This is a genomic window from Kribbella sp. CCNWLW201, assembly GCF_037203805.1.
GTDB lineage: Bacteria > Actinomycetota > Actinomycetes > Propionibacteriales > Kribbellaceae > Kribbella.
This window is the reverse complement of the sequence record NZ_JBBCBQ010000001.1, coordinates 1077934-1101466: the sequence shown is the minus strand read 5'-3', so window position 1 is coordinate 1101466 and position 23533 is coordinate 1077934. Positions and strand designations below refer to the sequence as shown.

The following is a 23533-nucleotide window of genomic DNA, read 5'->3' as shown; positions in this document are numbered from 1 at the left end:
CGATGAAAACGAGATTGACCAGAGTGGTGATCGCGCCACTCACTGCCGGCGCGTTGCTGATCGCATCCTCGTGTGCGGGTGACACCGGCGGCAGCGCGGCCGGTGACACGCTCTACCTCGGCACGGTCAACCCGCCGGCCAGCTTCAACCCGATCAACCAGTCCGATGTCGCCGGGCAGTTCGCGGTGCGGTTCGTGATGGACACGCTGATGGACCAGCCGGAGCCGCTGAAGTTCGTGCCGAAACTGGCCGAGTCGATCGAGAGCAAGGACAACAAGACCTTCACGGTGAAGCTTCGCACCGGTGCGAAGTGGAGCGACGGTCAGCCGATCACCGCGAAGGACGTCGTCTACACGATCAACCTGATCGCCAACCGGGACTCGCTCACCACCCTCGGCGGCAACATCGCCCCGCTCACCGGGCTCGATGCCACCGGCAAGCTTCCGAAAGGTCAGACCGCCGTACCCGGGCTGAAGGCCGTCGACGACAGCACGGTCGTGTTCACCACCAAGACCGCGACGGATCCGAACTACGTCAAGGAGATGATCGGCACCAAGGTGGTCATCATGCCCGAGCACGTGCTGGCCAAGACCGCGCCGGCGCAGATCGACGACAGCAAGTTCGCCCAGCTGCCCGATGTCACCAGCGGACCGTACAAGTTCACGAAGTACACCCAGAACGCGAGCATCGAGTACGCCGCCGATCCGTCGTACTACGGTGGTGCGCCGAAGATCGCGAAGCTGATCATGAAGATCATGCCGGCCGCGAACCTGGCCGGTGAGCTGCAGACCGGGTCGATCATGATGAACTCCGGCGGCGGGATCGGGAACGTCCCGTTCCAGGACCTGAAGACGGTCGAGAACCTCAAGGACGTGACCACCAAGGTCAACCCGACGATCGGGTTCCAGACGATCCAGTTCAACGTGAAGACGTTCCCGGACCCGCGGATGCGGCAGGGCCTCGCACACGCGATCAACCGGCAGCAGATCGTCGACGAGCTGCTGCTCGGCAACGGCGAGGTGATCGACGGCCCGTACACCAGCCAGAGCCCGTACCTGGACAAGAACCTCAAGACGCTGACCTACGACCCGGCGCTGGCGAAGAAGCTGCTCACCGAGGCGGGCTGGGACTTCAGCAAGAAGATCAACTTCGTGGTGCCGACCGGCAACAAGATCCGGGAGCGGTCGGCCGACATCCTGCTGCAGAACTTCAAGGCGATCGGGCTGAACGTCGTCCAGACGAACTACGACTTCCCGACCACGCTGGCCAAGGCGCGGGCCAAGGACCACGACATGGTGCTGATGGGGCTGACCTTCAACATCGACCCGGACGTGTCGAACATGTACGCCTCGACCGGTTCGTTCAACCTGACCGGCTACAACTCGCCGGAGAGTGACAAGCTGCTGGTCGCGGGCAGGTCTGAGGCGAACACCGCCGCCCGGCACACGATCTACAACAACCTGCAGAAGCTGTGGCAGGCCGACCTGCCAGTGCTGACCCTGTACTCCGACCACGCGGTGGCCGCGACGAACAAGTCGGTGGCGGTCGGCGGTGCGACGCCGTTCTGGCCGGGTACGGTGGCGAACATCGGCCAGTGGGCGTTCGAGGGAGCAAGCTGATGAACCTGATCGAGGAGGGCGCGGCGATCGCGCCTGGCCTGGTCGAGCTGCGACGGGAGCTGCACCAGATCCCCGAGGTCGGGTTGGATCTGCCGAAGACGCAGGCGATGGTGCTGGATGCGCTGGCCGGGCTGCCGCTGGAGATCAGTACCGGTCAGGAGCTGACCTCGGTGGTCGGCGTACTGCGGGGTGGACAGCCGGGGCCGACGGTGTTGCTCCGGGGTGACATGGACGCGCTGCCGGTGGTCGAGGAGACCGAGCTCGAGTACGTGTCCACCAACGGGAACATGCATGCCTGCGGCCACGACCTGCACACGGCTGGACTCGTCGGTGCGGCGCGGCTGCTCAGTGCGCATCGCGAGGAACTGCGGGGCAACGTGCTCTTCATGTTCCAGCCGGGTGAGGAAGGCCTGGGCGGCGCGGGCTACATGATCCGGGAGGGTCTGCTGCAGGCGACCGGCGACAAGCCGATCGCCGCGTACGCGATCCATGTCTGGTCGCATGCCGAAAAGGGACTGTTCCAGACCCGGCCGGGGACGATGATGGCCGGCTCGAACCAGTTGCACATCACTGTGCACGGCCAGGGCGGGCACGGCTCGTCGCCGTACACGACGGTGGACCCGGTGCCGGTGGTCGCCGAGCTGGTGCTGGCGTTGCAGACGTACGCGACCCGCAAGGTGAACGTGTTCGATCCGGTAGTGATCACGGTGACTCAGCTCTCGGCCGGGGTCGCGATCAACGTCATCCCGAACACCGCCCGGCTCGGCGCCACCGTGCGCACGCTGTCGAACGAGACCTTCGACCAACTGTCGCGGGACCTGCCGACGTTGGCTCAGGGGATCGCGGCGGCACACGGCTGCACGGTCGACGTGCAGTTCGACAAGCAGTACCCGGTGACGATCAACCATGCGGAGCGTACGGCGGAGACCTCGGCGCTACTGGGTGAGTTGTTCGGCGCGGAGCGGGTGCCGCCGTTCGACAACCCGCTGATGGGGTCGGAGGACTTCTCGATGGTGCTGGAGGAGGTGCCCGGCACGTTCGTGATGCTGGGCGCGCGCCCGGACGATGTCGGTGAGGACGGACCGTCCAACCACTCGAGCGTGGTGCGTTTCGACGACGCCGTACTCGGTGATCAGGCTGCGGCGCTTGCCCAGCTCGCAGCGACTCACCTGATCCCCGCGTAAGGGCCTGCGGCTGGCCGGCCCGCCAGAGGCCGGCCAGCCGCAGGGATCAGGACGGCGCGACGGCGAGGCCGTAGGCCCCGCGACTGCCGTAGGTGGAGTAGCCGGGTCGACGTGGCCGACGTTGGCGACCCGCAGGTAAGTACCTACCCGGGAGAGCGCTGGTAACACCCGCGCCCAAGCCGATCCGGCCCCCACAAAGGCCCCGGGGCCGTCGGTCTCGGTGGGAACGACGGCCCCGGGCGGCTCAGCTGGGTCAGCTGACGCGGACCGTGTAGGCCCCGCGGCTGCCGTAGGTGGAGTAGCCGGTGTTCAGCGGGTTGCCGTAGCCGGTGTTCTCGACCCGCAGGTAGTACCGCCCGGCTGTCACCTGCCGGCTGATGCTCGCGCTCAGACCGGTCGGAGTGGCCGAGTTCGTCTGGCCTGCGGCCGGGTCGGCGGTGGCCAGCACGGTGCCGGCGGAGTTCAGCAGCTGCAGCTTGATGTCCAGGTCAGCCCCGGACGCTGCCGCGTTCGCCGCGAAGGTGAAGGTGCCGGCCGACAGGTCGATCCGGAACGTGTCGACGTCGGAGTCGCTGGCGTAGACGCCCTTCACGCTGGTACCGAGGGTGAGGGCAGTGGCGTCGGTCGTGCCGTTGCCGTGGTCGTCGGCCCGCAGCGCCAGGCCGTTCTGGCCGGCCACCGCGAAGTCGTCTTCCTTGTTGTTGGCACCGGAGTACTCGCCCTTGCTCCACTGGCTGATCGCCTTGGAGTAGCCGACGCCCATGATCGGGGCCCAGGCGCCGTGACCCTGGTAGTACCCGACGGACGCCGTACCGTCGTGGCTGAGGCCGATGTTGTGGCCGGCCTCGTGCGACGCGGCCTCGGCGATGTTCTTCGCTCCGGTACCGACGCCCTTGGTGAAGACGAGGGCCGGCTGGTAGTAGGCGTGGTTGCTGCTGTTGTCGTACACACCGACGTACGCGACCCCGCCACAACCGCAGCCGGACTGGTACCAGGTGGTCGGGTCGATCAGGACCCGGGTGCCGTACTGCTGGTCGGAGCCACCGGACCGGGTGATCGCCGACTCGGCCGGGGCCTGCGTGGTCACGTCGACGTCGAACGGTGCGTAGTCCTCGGCGACCCGGGCCCAGACATCCCGTACGACGTCCTGTTCGGCCGTGCTCCAAGTCGTGGTGTTGCCGTTCGTGTCGTACGGGGTGACGTTCACGGTGGCGGGCTTGCCGTTGGTGTTCCACGCCGTACCGCTGATGGTGTGGCCGTCGAAGTCCAGGTAGATGACCCGGTTGGAGCCCGGCTTGCTGTGCAGCTCGAACGCCGGTCCGGTGGCGGCGGCGACCGCCTTGGTGGCCCAGCGCGGGGACGGCGCCGCGGCCTGCTTCGTGCCGCTGACCGGCTCCCGGTAGAAGAGCTTGCCGTCCTTGTCCAGCCAGCTGGTCTTGTCGGTGGCCAGGATCTGCTGCAGCTTCGCGGCGGGTATGCCGTTGCGCTCGGACAGCTCGGCGAGCCGGGTCTGGACCTTGCTCAGCGCGGCCTTCCCCTGGAGCTCCTGACCGAGGAGCTGGTCGATCGGGGTGGGGGCGGGCTGCTGTGCGTCGGCCTGGTTGCCGGCCACCACGGCCAGCGCACCGAAGACAACGGCTCCGGCGCCGACGAGCGCACCGGTACGGCGGAAACGGGTGTGCATTAGGGGGTCCTCCTCAGGGACTCCTACGCCTCACTTGTGACATGCCTCACGTGCGGTGGGCGGATCCGCACGGTGCGTAGCCTGCCCGATGGTTGCCCGGGTGGGAATACTTTTCCGCGGAATTAACCTGCGTCTGCGGCGCGTCCACCGGCCCGCTGCTGGGCCATGATGGGGATTCCAGGAGGGGAGATCCGATGCGGTTCATGATGGTGTTCAAGGCCAGCGACGAGTCCGAGGCCGGGCAGAACCCGAGCGAGAAGAGCCTGACCGAGATGGGCCGGGTGATGGCGGAGATGGCCGAGAAGGGCATTCTGCTGGCGGGCGAAGGGCTGCTGCCGAGCTCGAAAGGCTTCCGGCTGGAGCTCAACGCCGGCAAGCAGCGCGTCGTCGACGGCCCGTTCACGGAGACCAAGGAGCTGATCGCGGGCTTCTGCCTGATCGAGGTCGCGTCCCGCGAGGAGGCGATCGAGTGGGGCTGGCGCTGTATGGCTGCCGACGACAGCAACTCGGGCGGCGCGCTGGAGATCAGGCAGGTCGCGACCGCGGACGACTTCGGCGGCGAGTACACCCCGGAGGCGCGCGCCCGCGACGAGGCGACCTGGGACAAGGCCGCCGAGAACTATCAGAGCAGCAACACCTGACGGATCGACGTCCCGGCGGCGAGCCGGTCGAAGGCCGCGTTCAGGTCGTCGAGCCCGACGGTCGAGGTGAGCAGCCGGTCGACCGGGAGTCGGCCGGCCTGGTAGAGCGCGATGTAGCGCGGGATGTCCCGGCTGGGGATGGCTGAGCCCAGGTAGGAGCCCTTCACCGTGCGCTCCTCGGCGACCAGGCTGACCGCGGGGATGCTGAACGACTGCGACGGATGCGGCAGGCCGACGGTCACGGTGGTTCCGCCCCGGCGGGTGGCGGCGTACGCCTGCTCGAGCACCTTCCCGCTCCCGACCGTCTCGAAGGCGTAGTCGGCACCGCCTGACGTCGCCTCCCTGATTGCCGCTAGAGCCTCGTTGTCGCGGGCATCGATGGCGTGGGTGGCACCGAGGGACCGGGCCAGCTCCAGCTTCTCCGGTACGACGTCCACCGCGACCAGCGGATGTGCTCCGACCAGGACCGCGCCGAGGAGCGCCGACAGCCCGACCCCGCCGAGGCCGAAGACGACCGCGCTCCGGCCGGCCCGGACCTGGGCGGTGTTCACCACCGCGCCGACGCCGGTCATCACCGCGCACCCGAACAACGCCGCGATCTCCGGCGGCAGCGACGGGTCGATCTTCACCGCCGACCGCGCCGACACCACCGCATGGTCGGCGAACCCGGACACCCCGAGATGGTGGTGCACCCCGTCAAGACGTCGTACGCCGTTCAGGAGGGTGCCGGCCGTGTTGGCGGCGGCACCCGGCTCGCACAACGCGGCCCGGCCCTCGGCGCAAGGTCCGCACTCGCCGCAGGCGGGGACGAAGGCGAACGCGACCGTGTCACCGGTGGCGAACCCGGGCGCCTCCGAACGGACGATCTCGCCGGTGGCCTCGTGGCCGAGAAGCATCGGCATCACCCGCGGTCGCGAGCCGTCGATGACGGACAGGTCGGAGTGACACAGCCCGGCGGCCCGGATCCGGACCAGCAACTCACCCGGCCCGGGCGGCGCCAGCTCGACGTCCTCGATCCGCAGTGGGCGTGACTCGGCGTACGGGGTCGGCAGGCCCATCTCCCGCAGTACGGCGCCGCGCACGATCATCCCGTGATCCCTTCGAGTGCCTCGCGGATGCGGTCCGGAACGGGAACCGGGCGGCGGTCCTCCCGGCCGACGAACACGTGCACGAACCGGCCAGTCGCGGCCGGCTGGTCAGAGCCCTGGCGGAACAGGCCGATCTCGTAGCGAACGCTCGAGTTCCCCAGCTTGCCGGCTCGCAACCCGGCGTCGACCGTGCCGGGGAACTCCAGCGAATCCTTGAAGGTGCACTGCGAGTCCACGCACAGCCCGATCACCTCACCGCGGTGGATGTCGAGCCCGCCGACCCGGATCAGGAAGTCGTTGATCACGGTGTCGAAGAAGCTGTAGTACTCCACGTTGTTCACGTGCCCGTAGACGTCGTTGTCCTTCCACCGCAACGTGATCCCCAGGAAATGCGGAAAAGAACTCCTGTCCATCGGCCCACCATAAGGTGATCAGCATGAGATTTGCCCTGACCAACTGAGGGGTGAGGCGGATGGGTGTGATCGAGGGGCGGCACACGGCGTCGTACGACGGGGATCTCGTGGTGTTCCTGATCGGGATGCGGGTCAACTCGTTGCGGGCGGTGCGGGCGTGGCGGCCGGTGGCGCGGGCGATGGGGCCGATGCTGCGGGAGCTGTCGAAGGATCCGGACAGCGGGCTGCTCGGGTACCGGCTGCTGCCGACCTGGCGCGGGATCACGCTGATCCAGTACTGGGAGTCGGTCGAGAAACTGCAGGCGTTCGCGAACGACGACGGCCGGACGCACCGGCCCGCCTGGCTCGACTACTTCCGGCAGTCGTTCAAGGGCGGCGGCGCCGGGATCTGGCACGAGACGTACGTCGTACCGGCCGGCAACACCGAAACCATCTACGGCAACATGCCGCTGATCGGCCTGGGCAAGGTCGCCGGCGTCGTCCCGGTCAGCCAACGCGGCGACACCGCGGCAGAGCGGCTGCACCAGCAACCGGAGGATTAGTAGTCGTCCCCCAACCTACGGTGCCGTAACCTACGGTGCCGTAGGGTGGGTTGGAGTCCCCTTGGAAGGAGATTCCGGTGACCGACAAGCTGGTGACGAATCTGCTGCACGAACTCGAACCCGTGGTCGAGCAGAATCTCGAACGACACCTCGCCATCACCAAGGACTGGAACCCGCACGACTACGTGCCGTGGAGCGAGGGCCGCGACTTCGCCTTCCTCGGCGGTGAGGACTGGTCGCCGGAGCAGTCCCGGCTGGACCCGGTCGCCAAGGTCGCGATGATCACCAACCTGCTGACCGAGGACAACCTGCCCTCGTATCACCGGGAGATCGCGACCCAGTTCGGCCTCGACGGCGCCTGGGGTACCTGGGTCGGCCGTTGGACCGCCGAGGAGGGCCGGCACGGGATCGCCCTGCGGGACTACCTGGTGGTCACCCGCGGTGTCGACCCGGTCGAGTTGGAGACCGCCCGGATGGCCCACATGACGGCCGGCCACGAGGTCGACAAGAACATGCTGGAAGCGATCGCCTACGTCAGCTTCCAGGAACTGGCCACCCGGGTCTCCCACCGCAACACCGGGAAGGCCACCGGCTGCGAGATCGCGGACCAGTTGCTCGCGCGGATCGCGACCGACGAGAACCTGCACATGATCTTCTACCGGAACCTGGTCGCCGCGGCCTTCGAGACGGCGCCGAACGAGACCATGCGAGCGGTCACCAACGAGGTGATGAGCTTCTCGATGCCCGGCGCCACGATGGAGGGATTCGCCCGCAACTCGGTGACGATCGCCAAGGCCGGCATCTACGACCTGCGCCTGCACCACGACGAGGTGGTCGCGCCGATCCTGCGGAAGTGGAAGGTCTTCGACCGCGAGGATCTCTCCGGCGACGGCGCCCAGGCACGGGACGAGCTCGCCGACTTCATGACCGGCCTCGACGCCCAGGCCACCCGCTTCGTCGAGCAACGCGACCGCCTCCGGGCCCGCCAAGCCGCCCGTCGGACCGCCTGACGCCGTCAGCCCGGTAGTCAGGCCCGGGCTAGGCTGCGGGCGTGCGGTTCATCCGGGATCTGGCGACGCTGTTACGGCGTGGGGATTTCCGGCGACTGTTCGCGGTGCGGTTGACGTCGCAGTTCGGCGACGGGGTGTTCCAGGTCGCGCTGGCGTCGTACGTGCTGTTCTCGCCGGAGCGGGCGCCGGATGCGGCGGCGATCGCGGGGCTGTTCGCGGTGGCGCTGCTGCCGTACTCGATCCTCGGGCCGTTCACCGGCGTCCTGCTGGACCGGTGGTCGCGGCGGCAGATCCTGTTCGGGGCCAACCTGACCCGGGCCGTCCTCGTCATCGGGGTCGGCGTGATCGTTGCGATCGGCAACGCGGGAGTCCCGTTCTACCTCGCCGTACTGCTGACCCTCGGAGTGAACCGGTTCCTGCTGTCCGGGCTGTCCGCAGGCCTTCCGCACGTGGTCGAGCGGGACGAGCTGGTGATGGCGAACGCGGTCACCCCGACCTCGGGTACGGCGTCCTTCCTCATCGGCGGCGGTGTCGGAGCCGGTGTGAAGCTGCTCGTCGACTCCGACCTCGCAGTACTCGGGCTGACCGTACTTATCTATACAGCGGCCGCCTTGCTCGCCCTCAGGCTCCAGCGCAACCAGCTCGGCCCGGACCTGAACGGGGACGAACCAGGCGTCCTCGAGGCGATCCGGACCATCGCGAAGGGCCTGGTCGACGGCGGCCGGCACCTGCGCGAGCGCAAGCAGCCCGCGCTCGGGCTCGCAGCAATCGGGTCGCTGCGGTTCTTCTTCGGCCTCGTCACCGTCGCGATGATCCTGCTGTACCGCAACCACTTCTACGGACCCGACCGGCTCGACGAGGCCTTCGGCGCCCTCGCCGTCGCGACCGGCGCGGTCGGAGCCGGTCTGTTCCTGGCCGCGCTGGTCACCCCGTGGGCGACCCGGGTGATGACACTGCGGCAGTGGATCACGGTGCTGTTCTTCGCCGCCGCGGTGGTGACTGCGATGCCCGGCGGCCTCTACACGCAGCCCGCGATGATCGCCGCCGGCTTCCTCACCGGCTTCTGCGCGCAGGGCGTGAAGATCAGCGTCGACACCCTCGTCCAGACGGGTGTCGACGACGTCTACCGCGGCCGGGTGTTCTCGCTCTACGACATGATCTTCAACGTCGGGCAGGTCTCCGCGGCCGCACTCGGCGCGGTGATCCTGCCCGACGACGGGAAGTCGTACCTGGTACTCGCCTTCATCGTGCTCGGCTTCGTCGTCACCGCGGTGGTGTACGCACGACTCAGCCGGGACGGTTCAGGTGCCGCGGAGGGCGGTGATGGGCTGGATGGCGGAGGCCTTCCACGCGGGGTACGTGCCGGCGACCAGGCCGATGAACGCACCCAGCAGGGGTGACCCGAACGCGAGCCGGTTGTCCAGGATGGGTGTCCAGTCCCGCACCCACGACACCCCCACGGTGAGCAGTACGCCGACCGCCGTACCGAGCAATCCACCCAGGAACCCGACGATCACGCTCTCCACCAAGAACTGCACGGCCACATGTCTTCGGGCCGCGCCGAGAGCCCGACGGAGGCCGATCTCGGAGACGCGTTCGAGCACCGACAAGAGGGTGACGTTCGCGATGCCGAGACCGCCGACGAGGAGCGCGACCGCGCCGAGCAGCAGGAACAACGCGTTCAGGTCGGACTCGACACCCTTGCGTACGGCGCCCTGCTTCGGCGGAGCGTCGACGGCGAGCGTGCTCGGGTCGTTCGGCTGGATCGCGACCGGTGCCTGACCGGCGATCAACTGGGCCGCGCCGACCTGGGTCCGGATCTCGACCGCGTCCGGGGATTCCAGGTCGTACGCCGTCTTCGCCGTACCGTTCGGCATGATCACCGCGTCGTTGAGCTCGGCCCGGCCGGTGACGGAGTCGAGGATGCCGATCACCGTGTACGGCTCGTCGCCGATGAACACCGCTGGTTGTGAGTCGACCCGGTTGATCCCGAGCCGCTCGGCCGCATGTTTGCCGAGCACAACCACCTTGTCACCGCGCTGGTCGTGACCGGCGTCGAAGAACCGGCCGGTCCGCAGTACCGCGCGCACCGCGTCGAACAGCCCGGCCGAGCCCGCCATCACCTTCAGCGCGTGCCCGTTCTTCTGGCCGTCCAGACCCGCGACGCTGCGGACCAGGTCGTCACCGACGTCCAGCGTGCTCACGGTGCCGGCGGCCTCGACGCCGTTCAGCCGCCGGATCCGGTCGGGGGCGTCCCAGGGAAGCTGGGTCGCCGCCTCGCCTTCCTGCCCACCTTTGTCCTCCGGCTGCACGACAACCCGCGTGGCCGCAGCCAGATCAAACCGCTGAGTGATCTGCCCGGACGCAGTCTGCCCGAGTCCCACAGTCCCCACCAGCGCGGCAATCCCCAGCACAGTGCCAAGGGTTGTGAGGATCAGCCGGGTAGGTCGTGCGGCCACCCCCGCCAGCGCCTCATCCAGTAGGTCCCGTACTGCGGGTCTGGATTTGAGGCGCCGACGGGTGCGGCGCGGGGTGGACGGCCCGCCGGCGGGATCCGGGGGGCCTGATTGGGGGGTTACCACTGGAGGGTCCCGTCGACGATGCGGACCTGGCGTTGGGCCCGGCTGCTGACGTGGTCGTCGTGGGTGATGACGGCCAGCGTCATCCCCTCGTGGTGCAACTCGTCGAACACCTCGAGGATCGCCTCCGCATTGGCGCTGTCCAGGTTGCCGGTCGGTTCGTCCGCGAGCAGCAGGCTGGGCTCCGCGACCAGCGCCCGCGCGATCGCGACCCGCTGCCGCTCACCGCCGGAGAGCGTGGTCGGCGCGAAGTCCATCCGGTGCGCGAGCCCGACCCGCTCGAGTGCCACTCGGGCCCGCGCCAACCGCTCGCGCCTGGGCACCCCGACGTACACCATCGACAGCGCCACGTTCTCCAGCACAGTCCGGTGGTCGAGCAGGTGGAACGACTGGAACACGAACCCGATCCGCTCACCTCGCAGTACGGCGCGACGCCGCTCCCGCAGGCTCATCGTGTCCACGCCGTCCAGCCGGTAGACGCCGCCGGTCGGGTTGTCCAGCAGCCCGAGCAGATGCAGCAGCGTCGACTTCCCCGACCCGGACGGCCCAACGATCGACAGGTACTCCCCCTGCCCGATGGTCAGGTCGACCTCCCGGATCGCCCGTACTTCGGGTGGTCCAGGGAAGAACCGCCGTACGCCGATCATCTCCACGACCGGAGCCGGCAGAGCAACCGCAGTCGCGCTCATCGTCCAACCACCACTTGATCGCCTTCGGACAGCTTGGAATCACCGCTGGGCGTGACCTGTGCATAACCGTCGGCCGACAGCCCGACCGTGACCGGGATCAGTTCGATCTTCCCGTCCCGCAGTACCTCGACCCGCGACCCGCCGTCCGGTCCGGACGACAGCGCGGCCACCGGTACGGCGAGGACCTTGCCGGCCGTGCTCTTGACCGGGATCGTGACCCGGACATTCGCGTCACGGAAGAGCGCCAGTTGCTTCGCCGTCAGCGTGTTCGGTGCGACGACGACGTCGTACTGGTCGCCGTTCTTGGTGATCCGGCGGACCTTGCCGGCCACCGCCGTACCCTCGCCGAGGTCGAGCGTCGCGGCCATCCCGGCCTTCAGGCGCTCGGCGGTCTGTGCGTCGACCTTGACCGTGACGACGAGCGAGGCGCCGCTGGCCGACATGACCACGCCGTTCACCGTGCCGCCACGCTCGACCTTCACGTCGTCGACCCGGCGCGGCAGCGTCTTCACGTAGACGATCTCCGACACCGGCAGCGGGGTACCGGCCTTGAACTCGGCCTCGTTCAGCTTCTCCTGCGCGTCGGCCAGGTTCTCCTCGGCGTCGTCGACCGCGCCCTGCTGGACGGAGGTGTCCTTGGCTTTGGCGTCCTTGGCCTGCTTCAACTGGGCCTTGGCCTGGCGGAGGGCGTTCTTCATCTGGTCGACGGTCTTCTCGGCCGCGTCGACCTCCTGGCTGAGCCGTTCCTCCGGCTCAGGAGCGTCGTACCCTGCCTTCTCGTAGAGCCGCTCGACCGCCTCCGAGGTGTCGGTGTCGTACTCGTCGTCCACGTCGCCCGGATCGAGACCGAGCCGGTCCAGCGTCTGCTCCAGTTGAAGCACGTCGGGACCTTTGCTGCCCGGGCTCAACGTGCGGTACATCGGGAGCACGCCGGCCAGGCCGATCACCGGGCGCCCGGTGATCTCCAGTAGGGCCTTCCCCTCGGTGATGGTCGACCCGACGGCCGGGACCTTGCCGGTCACGATCGCCGGCGTGGTCAGACCGCTGGTCTCGACCCGGATGTTCACCGCACCGTCGAACGAGGCATCGCCCCGGCCGACGACCTTGCTGGACAGCGCCTTCTTCTCCACCGGAACGGTGATCTGGGACGCCTTCGGGGCCGCGGTCTTGGCGGCCGCGTCCTCCGGCGACGTGATCCGGCTGCCGGCGGCGACGCCCACCCCGAGCGAGAGCGTCGCCACCGTGGACACCCCGACCAGCACCCGGCGGCGGGACTTGGGCGAAGCGGTCACCGGTTCGCCATTCCGTCGCGGAACGCCTCGAGCTCGGCCTTGTGCTGCTCGACGAACTCCTTCTCCAGCGCGTACTGGACCGTCTTGTACGGCTCGTCGTACACCTTGGCCCGGCACTTCTGGTCGGCCACCGCGAGGTCGATCTCGAACTTGCGCAGCTCGGCCAGCTTGGCCGCGTCCACCTTGTCGAACGACGGCGGGCCGATCACGGTCTTGCCCGGGTTGCTCCCGCCCGGCTGGCTGCCGGTCAGCTCGTTCAGCTTCTGTTGGACCTTCTCCCGCGGCTCGTCGATCTTCTTGTAGCCGGCCTGACCGGACTCGGCGAGGCAGTCGGCCCAGGCCGTGGTCGCGTCGACCACGCGCTGGTCGTCCTCGATCCGCTTCGCGAGCGCCTGGATGTCCTTGAACAGGCTGTCGTACTTCTTGAACTCGGCCTCGCGGTCCTGGCCCTTGCCGTAGACCTCCTCCGCGGCTTTGCCCCGGCAGCCGAGATCCATCTTGCCGCTGTTGGTCGGGCCCTCGCCCTCCTTCGGGGCGATCACGACGTTGCCGTTGCCGGTCGAGCTCGGCCCGTTCAGCGCCTTGTCGTACGCCTTCTGCGCGTTCGGTGACAGGGCGTTGCGGATCTTGGTGTTCGGGTTGCTGTCGTCGTCGGCGCCGGCCTTGGACCAGTCGATGGTGCTGATGCCGTAGCCGTACTGCTCGGCGAACTTGTCCGCCGGCAGGCTGAACGCGTCGTCGAACTTGCTCTTCGGCTGCGACTCCGGCGGCACCGCGACGTACTCGAACCCGGCCGCCTTCATACAGGCCGCGGTGGCGTCCTCGACCTTGCGCTGCTTGGCCAGCTCCTCCTCGGACGACCCGCCGCCACCCCCGGCCCGGACCGCCATCCGCATCCGGCCGCCGGACGAGCTGAAACCCTCACCCATGTACTCCGCGAGCGGGCTCTTGTCACTTTTCTGATCACCGGTCGCCGCACCCGGGTCATTGGAGTTTCCACACCCGGCCAAGGCCAGGACCGCCACCAGGGCGAGTGCTTTCTGTGAGGTTCTCATGGCTGTGGAGCGTGCCTGCGCGGGCATGAAGAACCTGTGAAGGAGCCGTTTGCACCCGATGCTCTCAGTCGATCTTCATCGGATTCTTATGAACGTCGGTCACATTGAGGACATGCCAGCCCGGATCCTCGTCGCCGAAGACGATCTGAAGCAGGCGGAGCTGATCCGGCGGTACCTCGAGCGGGAGGGGCACCTCACCGTCGTCGTGCACGACGGGCGGGCCGCGATCGACGAGGCCCGCCGGCGCAGCCCCGACCTGCTGGTGCTCGACGTGATGATGCCCAAGGTCGACGGCCTCGATGTCTGCCGGGTACTGCGTGCCGACGGTGAGGTCCCGATCATCATGCTGACCGCCCGCTCCACCGAGGACGACCTGCTGCTCGGCCTCGACCTGGGCGCGGACGACTACCTGACGAAGCCGTACAACCCGCGCGAACTGGTGGCCCGGGTCCGGACCGTACTGCGGCGGACCCGGAGCCGGTCCGAGGGCGAGGTGTACCGGGTCGGCGAGCTGGAGATCGACCCGGGCCGGCACGAGGTCCGGCTGGCCGATCGGCTGGTCGAGGTGACACCCGCGGAGTTCAAGATCCTGGCCTGCCTGGCGGCCTCACCCGGGCGGGCCTTCTCCCGGCAGCAGCTGCTCGAGCACGCGTTCGGCTTCGACCACTACGTGTTCGACCGGACCATCGACGTCCACGTGATGAACCTCCGGAAGAAGATCGAGCCGTCCCCGGGCACTCCGTCGTACCTGAAGACCGTGTACGGCGTGGGCTACAAGCTGGCCGACAAGGTGGTGACGTCCGATGCGTCGTAGCGTGCTGGTCCGGTTCCTCGGGTTGTCCCTCGCGGTCGCGCTGGGTGCGGTGATCGCGACCGCGGTGATCGCGACGTACAGCACCTCGGAACAACTGCAGGGCGAGATCGATGCGAACACGGGCCAACTGCAGGTCGACGGGCAGATCTACGATCGGCTCTCGCGGTACGCCGCCGACCACCCGACCTGGTCCGGCGTGGACAAGCTGGTCCACAATCTGTCCGACCAGCTCGGCCGGCGGATCGCGCTGACCGAGCCGGACGGAACCGTGATCGCGGACTCGGCCCGGATGCTCGGCGCCGGCCCGGAGCTCCCATCGGTGCCGGCGGCAACCGTTGACGTACGCAACCAGGGCACCGCGAAGATCGCCGGAGCCATGAGCGTCTACACCTCCCGCAAGGCCGCCGCAGGCAAGGCCGACACGATGGTCAGCGCTGCCGCTCTGCCTGGGCTCTCTCCGGCCTATCCGGGCTGGGGACTGACCGACGAGGAGCTTGCGGAGCGCAACCGGCTCGCGGAGCAGGCCACCGCGTGCTACCGCGCGCAGGGGAAGAACGCCACCGTGTCAGGCGCGGGCGGCGCCAACGTACCGGTGGTGATGGTGGAGTCCGGTCAGGTGGTGAACGGCACAAGTCTGATGCAGGTCACCAAGCCCGGTGCGCCCGACGACGAGTGCATCCCACCGGGCCTGAACGCGCCCAGCGCAAAGGCCAAGGTGGTGAACGACGACGAGATCCGCCGCGCGATCGACTGTCTCGACGCCGCCGGCCAGGACTACACGATCACCGAGTACGACGGTCTGCGTGCGGTCGAGCCGAAGGAGAAGACCGGCTTCACGGAACAGTTCGTCACCTGTACGACCGAGGCTCGGTCGCAGGCCTTGACGCCGTACGTCGCTCCGTCGGCGAAGCTCTACCTGGGTGCGAAGAGCACGTTCAACGTGTTCTCCGGTGAGGGTCTGCTGCGGACCGCGGCCACCGCGCTCGGGGTGCTGCTGATCGCGGCGCTGGTGATGGTGTTCGCGGGGCGGCGGCTGGTCCGGCCGATCGTGGCGCTGACCGGGGCGGCGCAGCGGATGCGGAACGGCGACCATGCGGCCCGCGTACCGGTGAACGGGCGGGACGAGGTGGCTCGGCTCGGGCATGCGTTCAACGCGATGGCGGAGTCGATCCAGCGGCACGATCACCAGCGGAAGGCGATGGTGAGCGATGTGGCGCATGAGTTGCGTACACCGCTGGCCAACATCAAGGGCTATCTGGTCGCCTCCGAGGATGGCGTCGTACCGCTGGATCGTGAGCTTGTCACCTCCCTGCTGGAGGAGACCGGGCTGCTCGAACACTTGGTGGCCGACCTGCAGGACCTGGCTCTCGCCGACGCCGGCATGCTCCGGCTGCACAAGGCTCCACGTGACCTGTCCGAGCTGGCGCAACAGGTGGTGTCCGCGCATCGACCCGCGGCCGAGACGGCTGGGGTGTCGCTCACGGCCGATGTGCAGGAGACTGCGGTGGCGGCCGTCGACAGCGCCCGGATCCGCCAGGCCCTCGGCAACCTGGTCTCGAACGCGATCCGCTTCACCCCTGCCGGCGGGCACGTCGTGGTCGGCGTACGACGAGTTGCCGACGGCTACAACCTGACCGTCACCGACAACGGCACCGGCATCGCCGACGAGCACGTGCCACACCTCTTCGACCGCTTCTACCGCGCCGAACAGTCCCGCAGTCGTACGACGGGCGGCAGCGGACTGGGCCTGGCCATCACCAAGCACCTGGCCGAAGCCCACGGCGGCCGCATCACCGTGACCAGCCGGCTCGGCGCCGGCTCTACCTTCACGATCTGGATCCCGGCTGGTTAACTCAGGATCGTGGCGAAGGCTCGGGTCGCGGATGTGCACGAGGTGGCGTTGGGGATGCCGCACGTCACCGTCTGGCAGAAGGACGGTAGCGAGCGCCCGGTATACCAGGTCGGCGGGAAGTCGTTCGTGTTCTTCCGGACCGCGCGCCCTGACGCGTTCGACCCCGACACAGGTGAGCGGTACGACGACGTGATCGTGATCTGGGTCGAGTCCGAGGAGGAGAAGCTCGCGCTGGTGTCGGACGAGTCGAACCCGTTCTTCACCACCCCGCATTTCAACGGCCACCCGTCGGTCCTCGTCCGCGGCAGCGAGATCGGCCGCCTGACCAAACAGGAACTCACCGAAGTCATCCAGGACGCCTGGCTCTGCCGCGCCTCCAACCGTCGCGCCAAGACCTGGCTCGAAGACCATCGGCTGAGCTGACCACCTGCCAGACTGAGCCCGTGAGCTACCCACCCGGGCCGGCGGCGCCCAACTACGGCCAGCCACCCCGGAAGAATCACGCCGGCCTGATCATCGTGCTGCTGCTCGTGCTGCTGATCGCGGTTCTAGGCGTCGGCGGTGTCCTCGGCTACCGATTGGTCTCCGGCAAGACGGCGCGACCCGGCGCAGCGCCCGAAACCTCAGCGACCAAGTCGCCTACCGCAGCGGATGCGGGCGACTTGGCCCGCCGCTTCGTGGCCCAACTCAACGCGAACAACCCGACTGCGGCAACCGCCCTGGCGTGTGCGGACTCGAAGAAAGTCCTGACCGTCGTGCTGCGGAACGACATCAAGCCCCCGACGAAGCTCACCACCGGTACCCCGTACGTCCAGGAGACCATCTTCATGGTTCCCGTCGCCGGCACGACCAAGGGCACTCCGGTCACGGGTTACGTGTCACTCCACGCTTACCACGAGCCCCTCTGTGTCAGCATGCTCAACCTCACCCCGCGCTGAGACAGCCTGTTTCACCCCGCCTGGGCTGATCAAGCCTCACACTGGCGCTGTGAGCTACGAACCGCCCGGGTATCTCCCAGGCAACTACAGCCCCGGAGGACCGGCCGCGCCCCCGTACGGCCGGCCTCCCCGGAAGAACCGGGCCGGGCTCATCATCGCGCTGATGCTGGTACTGCTGATCGCGGTGCTGGGCGTCGGTGGTGTCGTCACCTACCGCCTGGTCTCCGACTGGCGGGAGAACTCCTCGTCCCCCGACCCGGGCACCTCAGCGGCGCCACCGGTGAGCTCGCCGGCACCAAAGCGGTCGACCCTCGCACCACAGCCGACCAAGCCACCAGCCACCAAGCCGCCCGTCACCAAGCCACCGACCACCTGGCCGGCGGCAACCGTGAGCGACCTGGCCCGCCGCTTCGTCGCCCAGCTCAACGCGAACAACCCCACCGGCGCAGCCGCCCTAGCCTGCGACAGCTCGAAGCAACTGGTCCGCACCCTCATGGACGTACAACTCGAGCCACCATCCAAGCTCACCACCGGCACCCCGATCGGCCAGCAGCTCACCTTCGTGATCCCCCTGTCAGGCACCACCAAGGGCACGACCGTCTCAGGCGTCCTCGTGATCCACCAACTCCCCACCGAACCCCTCTGCATCCGCGCCTTCCAAATCACCCCACGCTGAGCGAGCGGGCGGTCTCCAGTAGGTCGGTGCCGGTGGGGAGGGTGGCGATGATGGGGGTGTCGAGGCCGTTGGCGACGTACCTGTTGATGTGGTCTCGGCATTCGGCGGGGGTGCCGTGGACGATGAGGTCGTCGATGACCTCGACGGGTACGGCGGCCATCGCGGCGTTCCGGTCACCGGCGGCCCACGCCTCGCGCATCTCCTTCATCGCGGCACCGCGACCCAGCCAGTCGTGGAAGGCCGCGTACCCGGGGACGGTCAGGTAGGTCGCGATCAGGAAGCGACCGATGTTCCGGGCCATCTCCGCGTCCTCGGTGACACAGACGAAGATCCGGGCGGCCAGTTCCTTGTCCGGCCCGAGCTCGGCCCGCACCTGGCGTACGTCGTCCGCAGACAACCAGTTCGTGATCGCGCCATCGGCCTCGCGCGCCGCCAGCTTCAGCATCTGCGGGCGCAACGCGGCCAGCATGATCGACGGCGGCACATCCGGCGCCTTCTCCAGCCGGAACCGCCGGATGGTGAAGCTGTCGAACTCCCCGTCCACCTTCTCCCCGGCGAACGCCTGCCGGAGGAATCTGAGCACGTCGCGGGTCCGGGCCAGCGGCGGGTCGTACGCGATCCCGTTCCAGCCGGTCACGATCGTCTCCGAGGACGCCCCGATCCCGAGCACGAACCGCCCCGGCGCGAGATCCGCCAGCGCCGCCGCACTCATCGCCAGCGCGGCCGGCCCGCGCGTGTGCACCGGTACGACGGCCGTCCCCAACCTCAGCTGGTCGTCCCACTCGGACGCGAGGACCAACGGAGTGAAGGCGTCCGCGCCGGCCACCTCGGCCGACCACAGATCCGTGTACCCCAGTGCCGACAGCTCGGCGATCAGCGGCCGGTGGTCCCGCAGCGGTACCCCGGTCAGTGGAACGGTCAGGCCCCAGCGCATCAGATCATCCTCTTCAGCAACGGAAGTGGTGCGAACCGCAGCACCCGGGCGAGCGGGCTCCACGGCCACGACGGAACATACGCCGTCGCCTTCTCCGCCTCGATCGCGGCCACGATCGCGCGCACGCCCGGAACAGTGTCGGCGATCAGCGGGGTGTTCGCGACGTGCTCGTTCATCTCGGACCGGATGTAGCCGGGGAAGATCGTGCTGACCTTGATCGGCTTGTTCAGCAACTCGATCCGCAGGCCCTCGGCCAAGGACGCCAGCCCGGCCTTGGTCGCGGCGTACGTCGTCACCGTCTTCGGCAGCCCGCGTACCGCGGAGACGGACGAGATGAAGACGAGGTGGCCGGCGTTCCGGGCCCGGAACAGTTCCAGCGCGGCCTCGGCCTGGGCGAGCGCACCGACAAAGTTCGTCATCGCGGTCTGCAGGTTCGCGTCGAACCGCCCGGTCCCGAGCGGCGCACCCTTGCCGAGGCCGGCGTTCACCACGATCCGGTCCAGCGTCAGCTCGGCGTCGGCCTTGCGGAACACATCGAAGACCTGCTCGTGGTCGTTCACGTCGAGCGTGTGGACAACCACCGTCAGCTCGGGATGCCGCTCGGTCAGTTCGGCGCGCAAGGTCTCCAGCCGATCCGCTCGCCGCGCGGTCAGCACCAGGTTGTGGCCCTTCGCGGCGAACTGCCGAGCCATCTCCTCACCCAGCCCGGAACTCGCGCCGGTGATCAGGATGTTGCGTCGCATCACTGTCCCTATCTGTAGGAGAGCAACTCGGTGCCGTCGAGGTGACCGTGCTCGTTGTAACTCACCACGGTCAGCCCGCTGCGGCCGGACACGACCTTGGTGATCGCGGTGTTGATCGTGACCGGGTTCAGACTCGACCACAGGCCGTCGCCACCGGACAGCAGCCGGCTCACCACAGCCGCGATCGGCCCACCGGACGTGAACACCACGGCCGTCTCGCCCTTCCCGAGTCGCTCTGCGGTACGTCGTACCGCTGCCTCGGACCGGTCGCAGAAAGCGGTGAAGCTCTCGGTGTACCCGTCGCCGCCGAGCGTCCACCGTTCGGTGGCGGCCGTGAACATCTGCTGGAAGGCGCGACCGGGATGACCGGTCCGAGCGAGGTCGGCCAGCATCACCGCCCGCCGTCGATAGGCGGGTTTGTGCGCCACGATGATCTCTTCGTGGTCGAACTCGTCGAAGCCCTTGTCGACCTCAGGCGTGAATCCCGCGAGTGCTGCCGTCTGAGCGTGCCGCCGCATCGATCCGGACACCACCAGCTCCGGCGTCACCCCGCGCGCGACCAGCGCCTTGCCCAGCACAGCCGCCTGCTGTTCACCTGTCGGTGAGAGCCGGTCGTAGTCACTCTTGCCGAACGACGCCTGCGCGTGCCGGATCAGGTAGATGGTCGGCATTCAGCCCCTCATGATCCGGCGACAGCGCCGCTCGAGCAGGTTGACCGGGACCCAGAACCCCTTGAACCGCGGATTCCGGGTCTGCTTGTGGTGGTAGCGGTAGTAGATCTGCTGCGCGATCACGGCCAGCCGGAAGAGACCGAACACCTCGTAGAAGGCCCAGCTCTCCGGCTTCAGTCCGGACCGCTCGGCGTAGTACTGCACGATCTCGTCGCGCGTGATCATGCCCGGTGCGTCCGACGGCTGCAGCCGGAAGCGGCGGAACGCCCAGTCGTCGTCGGCCTGCACCCAGTAGGCGAGCGCGCCGCCGAGATCCATCAACGGATCGCCGAGGGTCGCCAGCTCCCAGTCGAGTACGCCGACCACCTTCAGCGGATCATCCGGCGCGAGTACGACGTTGTCGAGGCGGAAGTCGTTGTGGATGACGCAGGTCCGGACGTCCTTGGGCTGGTTGGCGGCTAGCCAGGCCATCACGCGCTCGTAGCTCGGCACGTTCCACGTCTTGGCCTTGCGATAGCGGGCGCTCCAGCCGGTGACCTGGCGTTCGACGTACCCCTCGCCGCGGCCGAGGTCGGTCAGACCGGCCTGCGCCGCATCGACCTGGTGGAGGTCGACGAGAGTGTCGATCAGCGTGAAGCACAGCTGCCGGGTCTGCTCGGGGGTGAGGTCGACACCGAGTTCGGAGTGGCCCGGGATGGTGCCGACGATCCGCTCCATCACGTAGAACTCGGAGCCGATCAGCCCGGTGTCATTGCAGTGGGCAACCATCTCGGGCACGTACGGGAAGACCGGTTTCAGGCTCGCCTGGATCCGGTACTCGCGGGCCATGTCGTGCGCGCCCTTGGCCTTCGTCCCGGCCGGCGGACGACGCAGGATCAGGTCGTGGCCGTCGTACCGCAGGAGATAGGTCAGATTGGACGCGCCGCCGGAGAACTGCCTGACCTCCGGCAGTCCGGGCGGCAGCTCGGTCCGTTGCCTGAGCCAACTGTCCACCACCGGTACGTCGAAGGCGTCCTCCGCGCGGACCGGCCGCGCACCATCACCCATTACCGGACTCGGCCCGCTCCCGGGCCCGGGCCGCGATCTTGCGCATCTGGCGGTCGTACAGCGGCCGGGCGAATCGCTTGGTCCGCCAGGCCATCAGGGCCGGCCGGTCCGGGATGATCAGGAACTGCTTCTTCTTGATCCCGGCGATCACGCCGGCCGCGACCTCCTCGGCCGAACGCGGCGATTTCTCGATCAGCTGCCGTGCGGTCGCACCCATCGACGTGTCGTCGCCCTTGATCGAGTCGCCGAGGTTGGTCCGGAAGAACGACGGGCAGACCACCGAGACCGTCACGTCGTACGGATGAAGCTCGTGCGACAGCGTCTCCGAGAGCGCGACCACCCCGGCCTTGACCGTGTTGTACGAACTCATCATCGGCGGATGCACGAGCCCGGCCGCGGAGGCGGTGTTGACGATGTGGCCGGAGCGCTGCCGTTTGAACACCGGCGTGAACGCGCGACAGCCGCGGACCACACCCATCAGGTTGATGTCGACGACCCGGTCCCACTCGTCCAGCGATTCGACGTCGATCCGGCCGCCGGTCGCGATCCCGGCGTTGTTGATCAGGATGTCGAGCCCGCCCCAGTTCTGCTCACACCACTCGACCGCCTTCGCCCAGTCCTCCGGGCTGCGCACGTCGAGCTTGAGGTACGACGCCGGCGAGTCCGGCGCGTCGACAGACACGTCGGTGCTGAGCACCTGGTGGCCGTCAGCAACGAACTGCGCAACCAGCGCGGCGCCTAGTCCGCTGGCACCGCCGGTGATGAGTACACGGCTCACTTGGCCTCCTGATATTGGGCCAGATAAGGAGCAAGCTCGAGCTTGGCAATCACGTTACGGTGCACCTCGTCGGGCCCGTCCGCCAGCCGCAGCGCCCGCGCACTCGTCCACGCCGCCGCGAGCGGGAAGTCGTCCGACAGTCCACCGCCGCCGTGCAACTGGATCGCCATGTCGATGACGTCCTGCGCCATCCGCGGTACGGCGACCTTGATCTGACTCACCTCACTCAACGCACCCGCGAGTCCCTTGGTGTCCAGCAGGTACGCCGTCTGCAGTACGAGCAACCGGGCCTGGTTGATCGCGATCCGGGCGTCCGCGATTCGCTCGCGGTTGCCGCCGAGGTTCACCAGCGGCTTGCCGAACGCGGTCCGGCTGGTGCCGCGCCGGAGGGCGAGCTCGAGCGCCTTCTCGGCCAGCCCGATCAGTCGCATGCAGTGGTGCACCCGTCCCGGACCCAGCCGGCCTTGGGCGATCTCGAACGCGCGTCCCGGTCCGACCAGGATGTTGGTCGCCGGCACGCGGACGTCGGTGAACGACACCTCACCGTGGCCGTGCGGCTCGTCGTACTGGTGCATCGCGGGGAGCAGCCGCTCCACCTTCACTCCGGGGGTGTTGCGCGGGACGAGGACCATCGTGTGGCGCGCGTACCGATGGGCGTCGGGGTCGGTGAGCCCCATGAAGATCAGCAGCTCGCAGTCCGGATGGCCCACGCCCGTGCTCCACCATTTGCGGCCGTTGATCACGACGTCGTCGCCGTCGAGGATCGCGGTCGCGGCCATGTTGGTCGCATCCGAGGAGGCGACGCCCGGCTCGGTCATGCAGAACGCGGACCGGATCGCGCCGTCGAGCAACGGTTCCAGCCACTGCTTCTTCTGCTCGGGAGTCCCGTAGCGAAGCAGCACTTCCATGTTGCCGGTGTCGGGCGCGTTGCAGTTGAACACGTACGGCGCCAGGAAGGAACGGCCGGTGAGTTCGGCGATCGGGGCGTAGTCCAGGTTCGACAGGCCTTCGCCGTACTGCTCGTTGCCCGGCTCGGCCACCGGGAGGAAGAGATTCCACAGCCCTTGGGCGCGGGCCTTCTCCTGCAACTCCTTCATCACCGGCTGCGGCTGCCACGGATCGGCGGCGGTCCTGGTCGTCGCGTGCAGCTCCCCCTCGACCGGCTCGATCTCCGTCCGGATGAACTCCCCGACCCGGGCGATGAGCTCACTCGCGCGGGCCGAATGTTCGAACTCCATCAGACTCCCCTCGGTTGCCTTGACCGTAGCGCAGCGCCTAAGCAAT

The 23533-nt window shown here is 68.3% G+C and carries 24 protein-coding genes; 11 read left to right on the top strand and 13 right to left on the bottom strand.

Annotation, left to right across the window (positions count from 1 at the left end; translation table 11 throughout):
- Positions 1–2 precede the first annotated feature (2 nt).
- Entirely contained in the window at positions 3–1619 is a 1617-nt protein-coding gene (locus V9K99_RS05250) for an ABC transporter substrate-binding protein (RefSeq protein ID WP_337000537.1), read from the top strand.
- On the top strand, positions 1619–2803 hold the full coding sequence (locus V9K99_RS05245) for a M20 metallopeptidase family protein (RefSeq protein WP_337000539.1): 1185 nt from the start codon (positions 1619–1621) through the stop codon (positions 2801–2803). The genes V9K99_RS05250 and V9K99_RS05245 overlap by 1 nt, the downstream gene beginning before the upstream one ends.
- Before the next feature lie 253 nt (positions 2804–3056).
- Here V9K99_RS05245 and V9K99_RS05240 read toward each other — a convergent pair whose 3' ends face one another.
- Positions 3057–4487 (bottom strand): M12 family metallo-peptidase, encoded by a 1431-nt coding sequence (locus V9K99_RS05240; RefSeq protein WP_337000541.1) that lies wholly within the window; start codon positions 4485–4487, stop codon positions 3057–3059.
- 194 nt (positions 4488–4681) lie between these two features.
- Between V9K99_RS05240 and V9K99_RS05235 the strand changes: the two genes are divergently transcribed.
- Entirely contained in the window at positions 4682–5128 is a 447-nt protein-coding gene (locus V9K99_RS05235) for a YciI family protein (protein WP_337000543.1), read from the top strand.
- Here V9K99_RS05235 and V9K99_RS05230 read toward each other — a convergent pair.
- Both V9K99_RS05230 and V9K99_RS05225 read right to left on the bottom strand, forming a co-directional pair.
- On the bottom strand, positions 5110–6216 hold the full coding sequence (locus V9K99_RS05230; protein ID WP_337000545.1) for a zinc-dependent alcohol dehydrogenase family protein: 1107 nt from the start codon (positions 6214–6216) through the stop codon (positions 5110–5112). The genes V9K99_RS05235 and V9K99_RS05230 overlap by 19 nt on opposite strands.
- Positions 6213–6629 carry an acyl-CoA thioesterase gene (locus V9K99_RS05225; RefSeq protein WP_337000547.1) on the bottom strand — a complete coding sequence of 139 codons (417 nt, stop codon included), beginning with the start codon at positions 6627–6629 and terminating at the stop codon, positions 6213–6215. The genes V9K99_RS05230 and V9K99_RS05225 overlap by 4 nt, the downstream gene beginning before the upstream one ends.
- A gap of 59 nt (positions 6630–6688) precedes the next feature.
- Between V9K99_RS05225 and V9K99_RS05220 the strand changes: the two genes are divergently transcribed.
- The 3 genes from V9K99_RS05220 to V9K99_RS05210 all read left to right on the top strand — a co-directional run bounded on the left by V9K99_RS05220 (position 6689) and on the right by V9K99_RS05210 (position 9581).
- Entirely contained in the window at positions 6689–7171 is a 483-nt protein-coding gene (locus V9K99_RS05220) for a DUF4188 domain-containing protein (RefSeq protein WP_337000549.1), read from the top strand.
- 77 nt (positions 7172–7248) lie between these two features.
- Positions 7249–8181, top strand: coding sequence for an acyl-ACP desaturase (locus V9K99_RS05215; RefSeq protein ID WP_337000551.1), 933 nt, complete (start codon positions 7249–7251; stop codon positions 8179–8181).
- Positions 8182–8222: 41 nt separating this feature from the next.
- Positions 8223–9581: an MFS transporter gene (locus V9K99_RS05210; protein ID WP_337000553.1), complete on the top strand. Its 1359-nt coding sequence runs from the start codon at positions 8223–8225 to the stop codon at positions 9579–9581.
- Here the strand turns inward: V9K99_RS05210 and V9K99_RS05205 are convergent.
- The 4 genes from V9K99_RS05205 to V9K99_RS05190 all read right to left on the bottom strand — a co-directional run bounded on the left by V9K99_RS05205 (position 9483) and on the right by V9K99_RS05190 (position 13796).
- Positions 9483–10640: an ABC transporter permease gene (locus tag V9K99_RS05205; protein ID WP_337000555.1), complete on the bottom strand. Its 1158-nt coding sequence runs from the start codon at positions 10638–10640 to the stop codon at positions 9483–9485. The genes V9K99_RS05210 and V9K99_RS05205 overlap by 99 nt on opposite strands.
- A 116-nt stretch (positions 10641–10756) precedes the next feature.
- Positions 10757–11449: an ABC transporter ATP-binding protein gene (locus tag V9K99_RS05200; protein WP_337000557.1), complete on the bottom strand. Its 693-nt coding sequence runs from the start codon at positions 11447–11449 to the stop codon at positions 10757–10759.
- Positions 11446–12741 (bottom strand): peptidoglycan-binding protein, encoded by a 1296-nt coding sequence (locus V9K99_RS05195; protein WP_337000559.1) that lies wholly within the window; start codon positions 12739–12741, stop codon positions 11446–11448. The genes V9K99_RS05200 and V9K99_RS05195 overlap by 4 nt, the downstream gene beginning before the upstream one ends.
- Positions 12738–13796, bottom strand: coding sequence for a hypothetical protein (locus V9K99_RS05190; RefSeq protein ID WP_337000561.1), 1059 nt, complete (start codon positions 13794–13796; stop codon positions 12738–12740). The genes V9K99_RS05195 and V9K99_RS05190 overlap by 4 nt, the downstream gene beginning before the upstream one ends.
- A 112-nt stretch (positions 13797–13908) precedes the next feature.
- On the opposite strand from V9K99_RS05190, the gene V9K99_RS05185 reads away from it, so the two are divergent.
- The 5 genes from V9K99_RS05185 to V9K99_RS05165 are packed head-to-tail and all read left to right on the top strand — an operon-like array spanning position 13909 to position 18076.
- Positions 13909–14610 carry a response regulator transcription factor gene (locus V9K99_RS05185; protein WP_337000563.1) on the top strand — a complete coding sequence of 234 codons (702 nt, stop codon included), beginning with the start codon at positions 13909–13911 and terminating at the stop codon, positions 14608–14610.
- Positions 14600–16462 (top strand): sensor histidine kinase, encoded by a 1863-nt coding sequence (locus V9K99_RS05180; RefSeq protein ID WP_337000565.1) that lies wholly within the window; start codon positions 14600–14602, stop codon positions 16460–16462. Before V9K99_RS05185 ends, V9K99_RS05180 begins: the two co-directional genes overlap by 11 nt.
- A gap of 9 nt (positions 16463–16471) precedes the next feature.
- Positions 16472–16885 carry an MmcQ/YjbR family DNA-binding protein gene (locus V9K99_RS05175; protein ID WP_337000567.1) on the top strand — a complete coding sequence of 138 codons (414 nt, stop codon included), beginning with the start codon at positions 16472–16474 and terminating at the stop codon, positions 16883–16885.
- Positions 16886–16905: 20 nt separating this feature from the next.
- Positions 16906–17400: a hypothetical protein gene (locus tag V9K99_RS05170; RefSeq protein ID WP_337000569.1), complete on the top strand. Its 495-nt coding sequence runs from the start codon at positions 16906–16908 to the stop codon at positions 17398–17400.
- A 49-nt stretch (positions 17401–17449) separates the two neighbouring features.
- The gene (locus V9K99_RS05165; protein WP_337000571.1) at positions 17450–18076 is read left to right on the top strand and encodes a hypothetical protein; all 627 of its coding nucleotides are present in this window, start codon (positions 17450–17452) and stop codon (positions 18074–18076) included.
- Here the strand turns inward: V9K99_RS05165 and V9K99_RS05160 are convergent.
- The 6 genes from V9K99_RS05160 to V9K99_RS05135 are packed head-to-tail and all read right to left on the bottom strand — an operon-like array spanning position 18063 to position 23487.
- Entirely contained in the window at positions 18063–19010 is a 948-nt protein-coding gene (locus tag V9K99_RS05160; RefSeq protein ID WP_337000573.1) for an LLM class F420-dependent oxidoreductase, read from the bottom strand. The two genes, V9K99_RS05165 and V9K99_RS05160, sit on opposite strands and share 14 nt — an antisense overlap.
- A complete protein-coding gene (locus V9K99_RS05155; RefSeq protein WP_337000575.1) occupies positions 19010–19753 on the bottom strand; it encodes an SDR family oxidoreductase in 744 nt (247 codons plus the stop codon). Before V9K99_RS05155 ends, V9K99_RS05160 begins: the two co-directional genes overlap by 1 nt.
- Positions 19754–19761: 8 nt before the next feature.
- Complete coding sequence (locus V9K99_RS05150) at positions 19762–20424, bottom strand: histidine phosphatase family protein (protein ID WP_337000577.1); 663 nt, start codon at positions 20422–20424, stop codon at positions 19762–19764.
- On the bottom strand, positions 20425–21471 hold the full coding sequence (locus tag V9K99_RS05145; protein ID WP_337000579.1) for a phosphotransferase family protein: 1047 nt from the start codon (positions 21469–21471) through the stop codon (positions 20425–20427). It lies immediately after the preceding gene.
- Positions 21464–22249, bottom strand: a complete 786-nt coding sequence (locus V9K99_RS05140) for an SDR family NAD(P)-dependent oxidoreductase (protein WP_337000581.1) — start codon at positions 22247–22249, stop codon at positions 21464–21466. The genes V9K99_RS05145 and V9K99_RS05140 overlap by 8 nt, the downstream gene beginning before the upstream one ends.
- Complete coding sequence (locus V9K99_RS05135; RefSeq protein ID WP_337000583.1) at positions 22246–23487, bottom strand: acyl-CoA dehydrogenase family protein; 1242 nt, start codon at positions 23485–23487, stop codon at positions 22246–22248. The genes V9K99_RS05140 and V9K99_RS05135 overlap by 4 nt, the downstream gene beginning before the upstream one ends.
- Between the last annotated feature and the right edge of the window lie 46 nt (positions 23488–23533).

Excerpts from the sequence above, each read along its gene's own strand:
- V9K99_RS05180 (WP_337000565.1), top strand. The coding sequence starts at position 14,600 with ATGCGTCGTAGCGTGCTGGTCCGGTTCCTCGGGTTGTCCCTCGCGGTC.
- V9K99_RS05160 (WP_337000573.1), bottom strand. The coding sequence starts at position 19,010 with ATGCGCTGGGGCCTGACCGTTCCACTGACCGGGGTACCGCTGCGGGAC.
- V9K99_RS05135 (WP_337000583.1), bottom strand. The coding sequence starts at position 23,487 with ATGGAGTTCGAACATTCGGCCCGCGCGAGTGAGCTCATCGCCCGGGTC.
- V9K99_RS05150 (WP_337000577.1), bottom strand. The coding sequence starts at position 20,424 with ATGCCGACCATCTACCTGATCCGGCACGCGCAGGCGTCGTTCGGCAAG.
- V9K99_RS05145 (WP_337000579.1), bottom strand. The coding sequence starts at position 21,471 with ATGGGTGATGGTGCGCGGCCGGTCCGCGCGGAGGACGCCTTCGACGTA.
- V9K99_RS05190 (WP_337000561.1), bottom strand. The coding sequence starts at position 13,796 with ATGAGAACCTCACAGAAAGCACTCGCCCTGGTGGCGGTCCTGGCCTTG.
- V9K99_RS05250 (WP_337000537.1), top strand. The coding sequence starts at position 3 with ATGAAAACGAGATTGACCAGAGTGGTGATCGCGCCACTCACTGCCGGC.
- V9K99_RS05225 (WP_337000547.1), bottom strand. The coding sequence starts at position 6,629 with ATGGACAGGAGTTCTTTTCCGCATTTCCTGGGGATCACGTTGCGGTGG.
- V9K99_RS05185 (WP_337000563.1), top strand. The coding sequence starts at position 13,909 with ATGCCAGCCCGGATCCTCGTCGCCGAAGACGATCTGAAGCAGGCGGAG.
- V9K99_RS05235 (WP_337000543.1), top strand. The coding sequence starts at position 4,682 with ATGCGGTTCATGATGGTGTTCAAGGCCAGCGACGAGTCCGAGGCCGGG.
- V9K99_RS05155 (WP_337000575.1), bottom strand. The coding sequence starts at position 19,753 with ATGCGACGCAACATCCTGATCACCGGCGCGAGTTCCGGGCTGGGTGAG.
- V9K99_RS05245 (WP_337000539.1), top strand. The coding sequence starts at position 1,619 with ATGAACCTGATCGAGGAGGGCGCGGCGATCGCGCCTGGCCTGGTCGAG.
- V9K99_RS05220 (WP_337000549.1), top strand. The coding sequence starts at position 6,689 with ATGGGTGTGATCGAGGGGCGGCACACGGCGTCGTACGACGGGGATCTC.
- V9K99_RS05230 (WP_337000545.1), bottom strand. The coding sequence starts at position 6,216 with ATGATCGTGCGCGGCGCCGTACTGCGGGAGATGGGCCTGCCGACCCCG.
- V9K99_RS05240 (WP_337000541.1), bottom strand. The coding sequence starts at position 4,487 with ATGCACACCCGTTTCCGCCGTACCGGTGCGCTCGTCGGCGCCGGAGCC.
- V9K99_RS05200 (WP_337000557.1), bottom strand. The coding sequence starts at position 11,449 with ATGAGCGCGACTGCGGTTGCTCTGCCGGCTCCGGTCGTGGAGATGATC.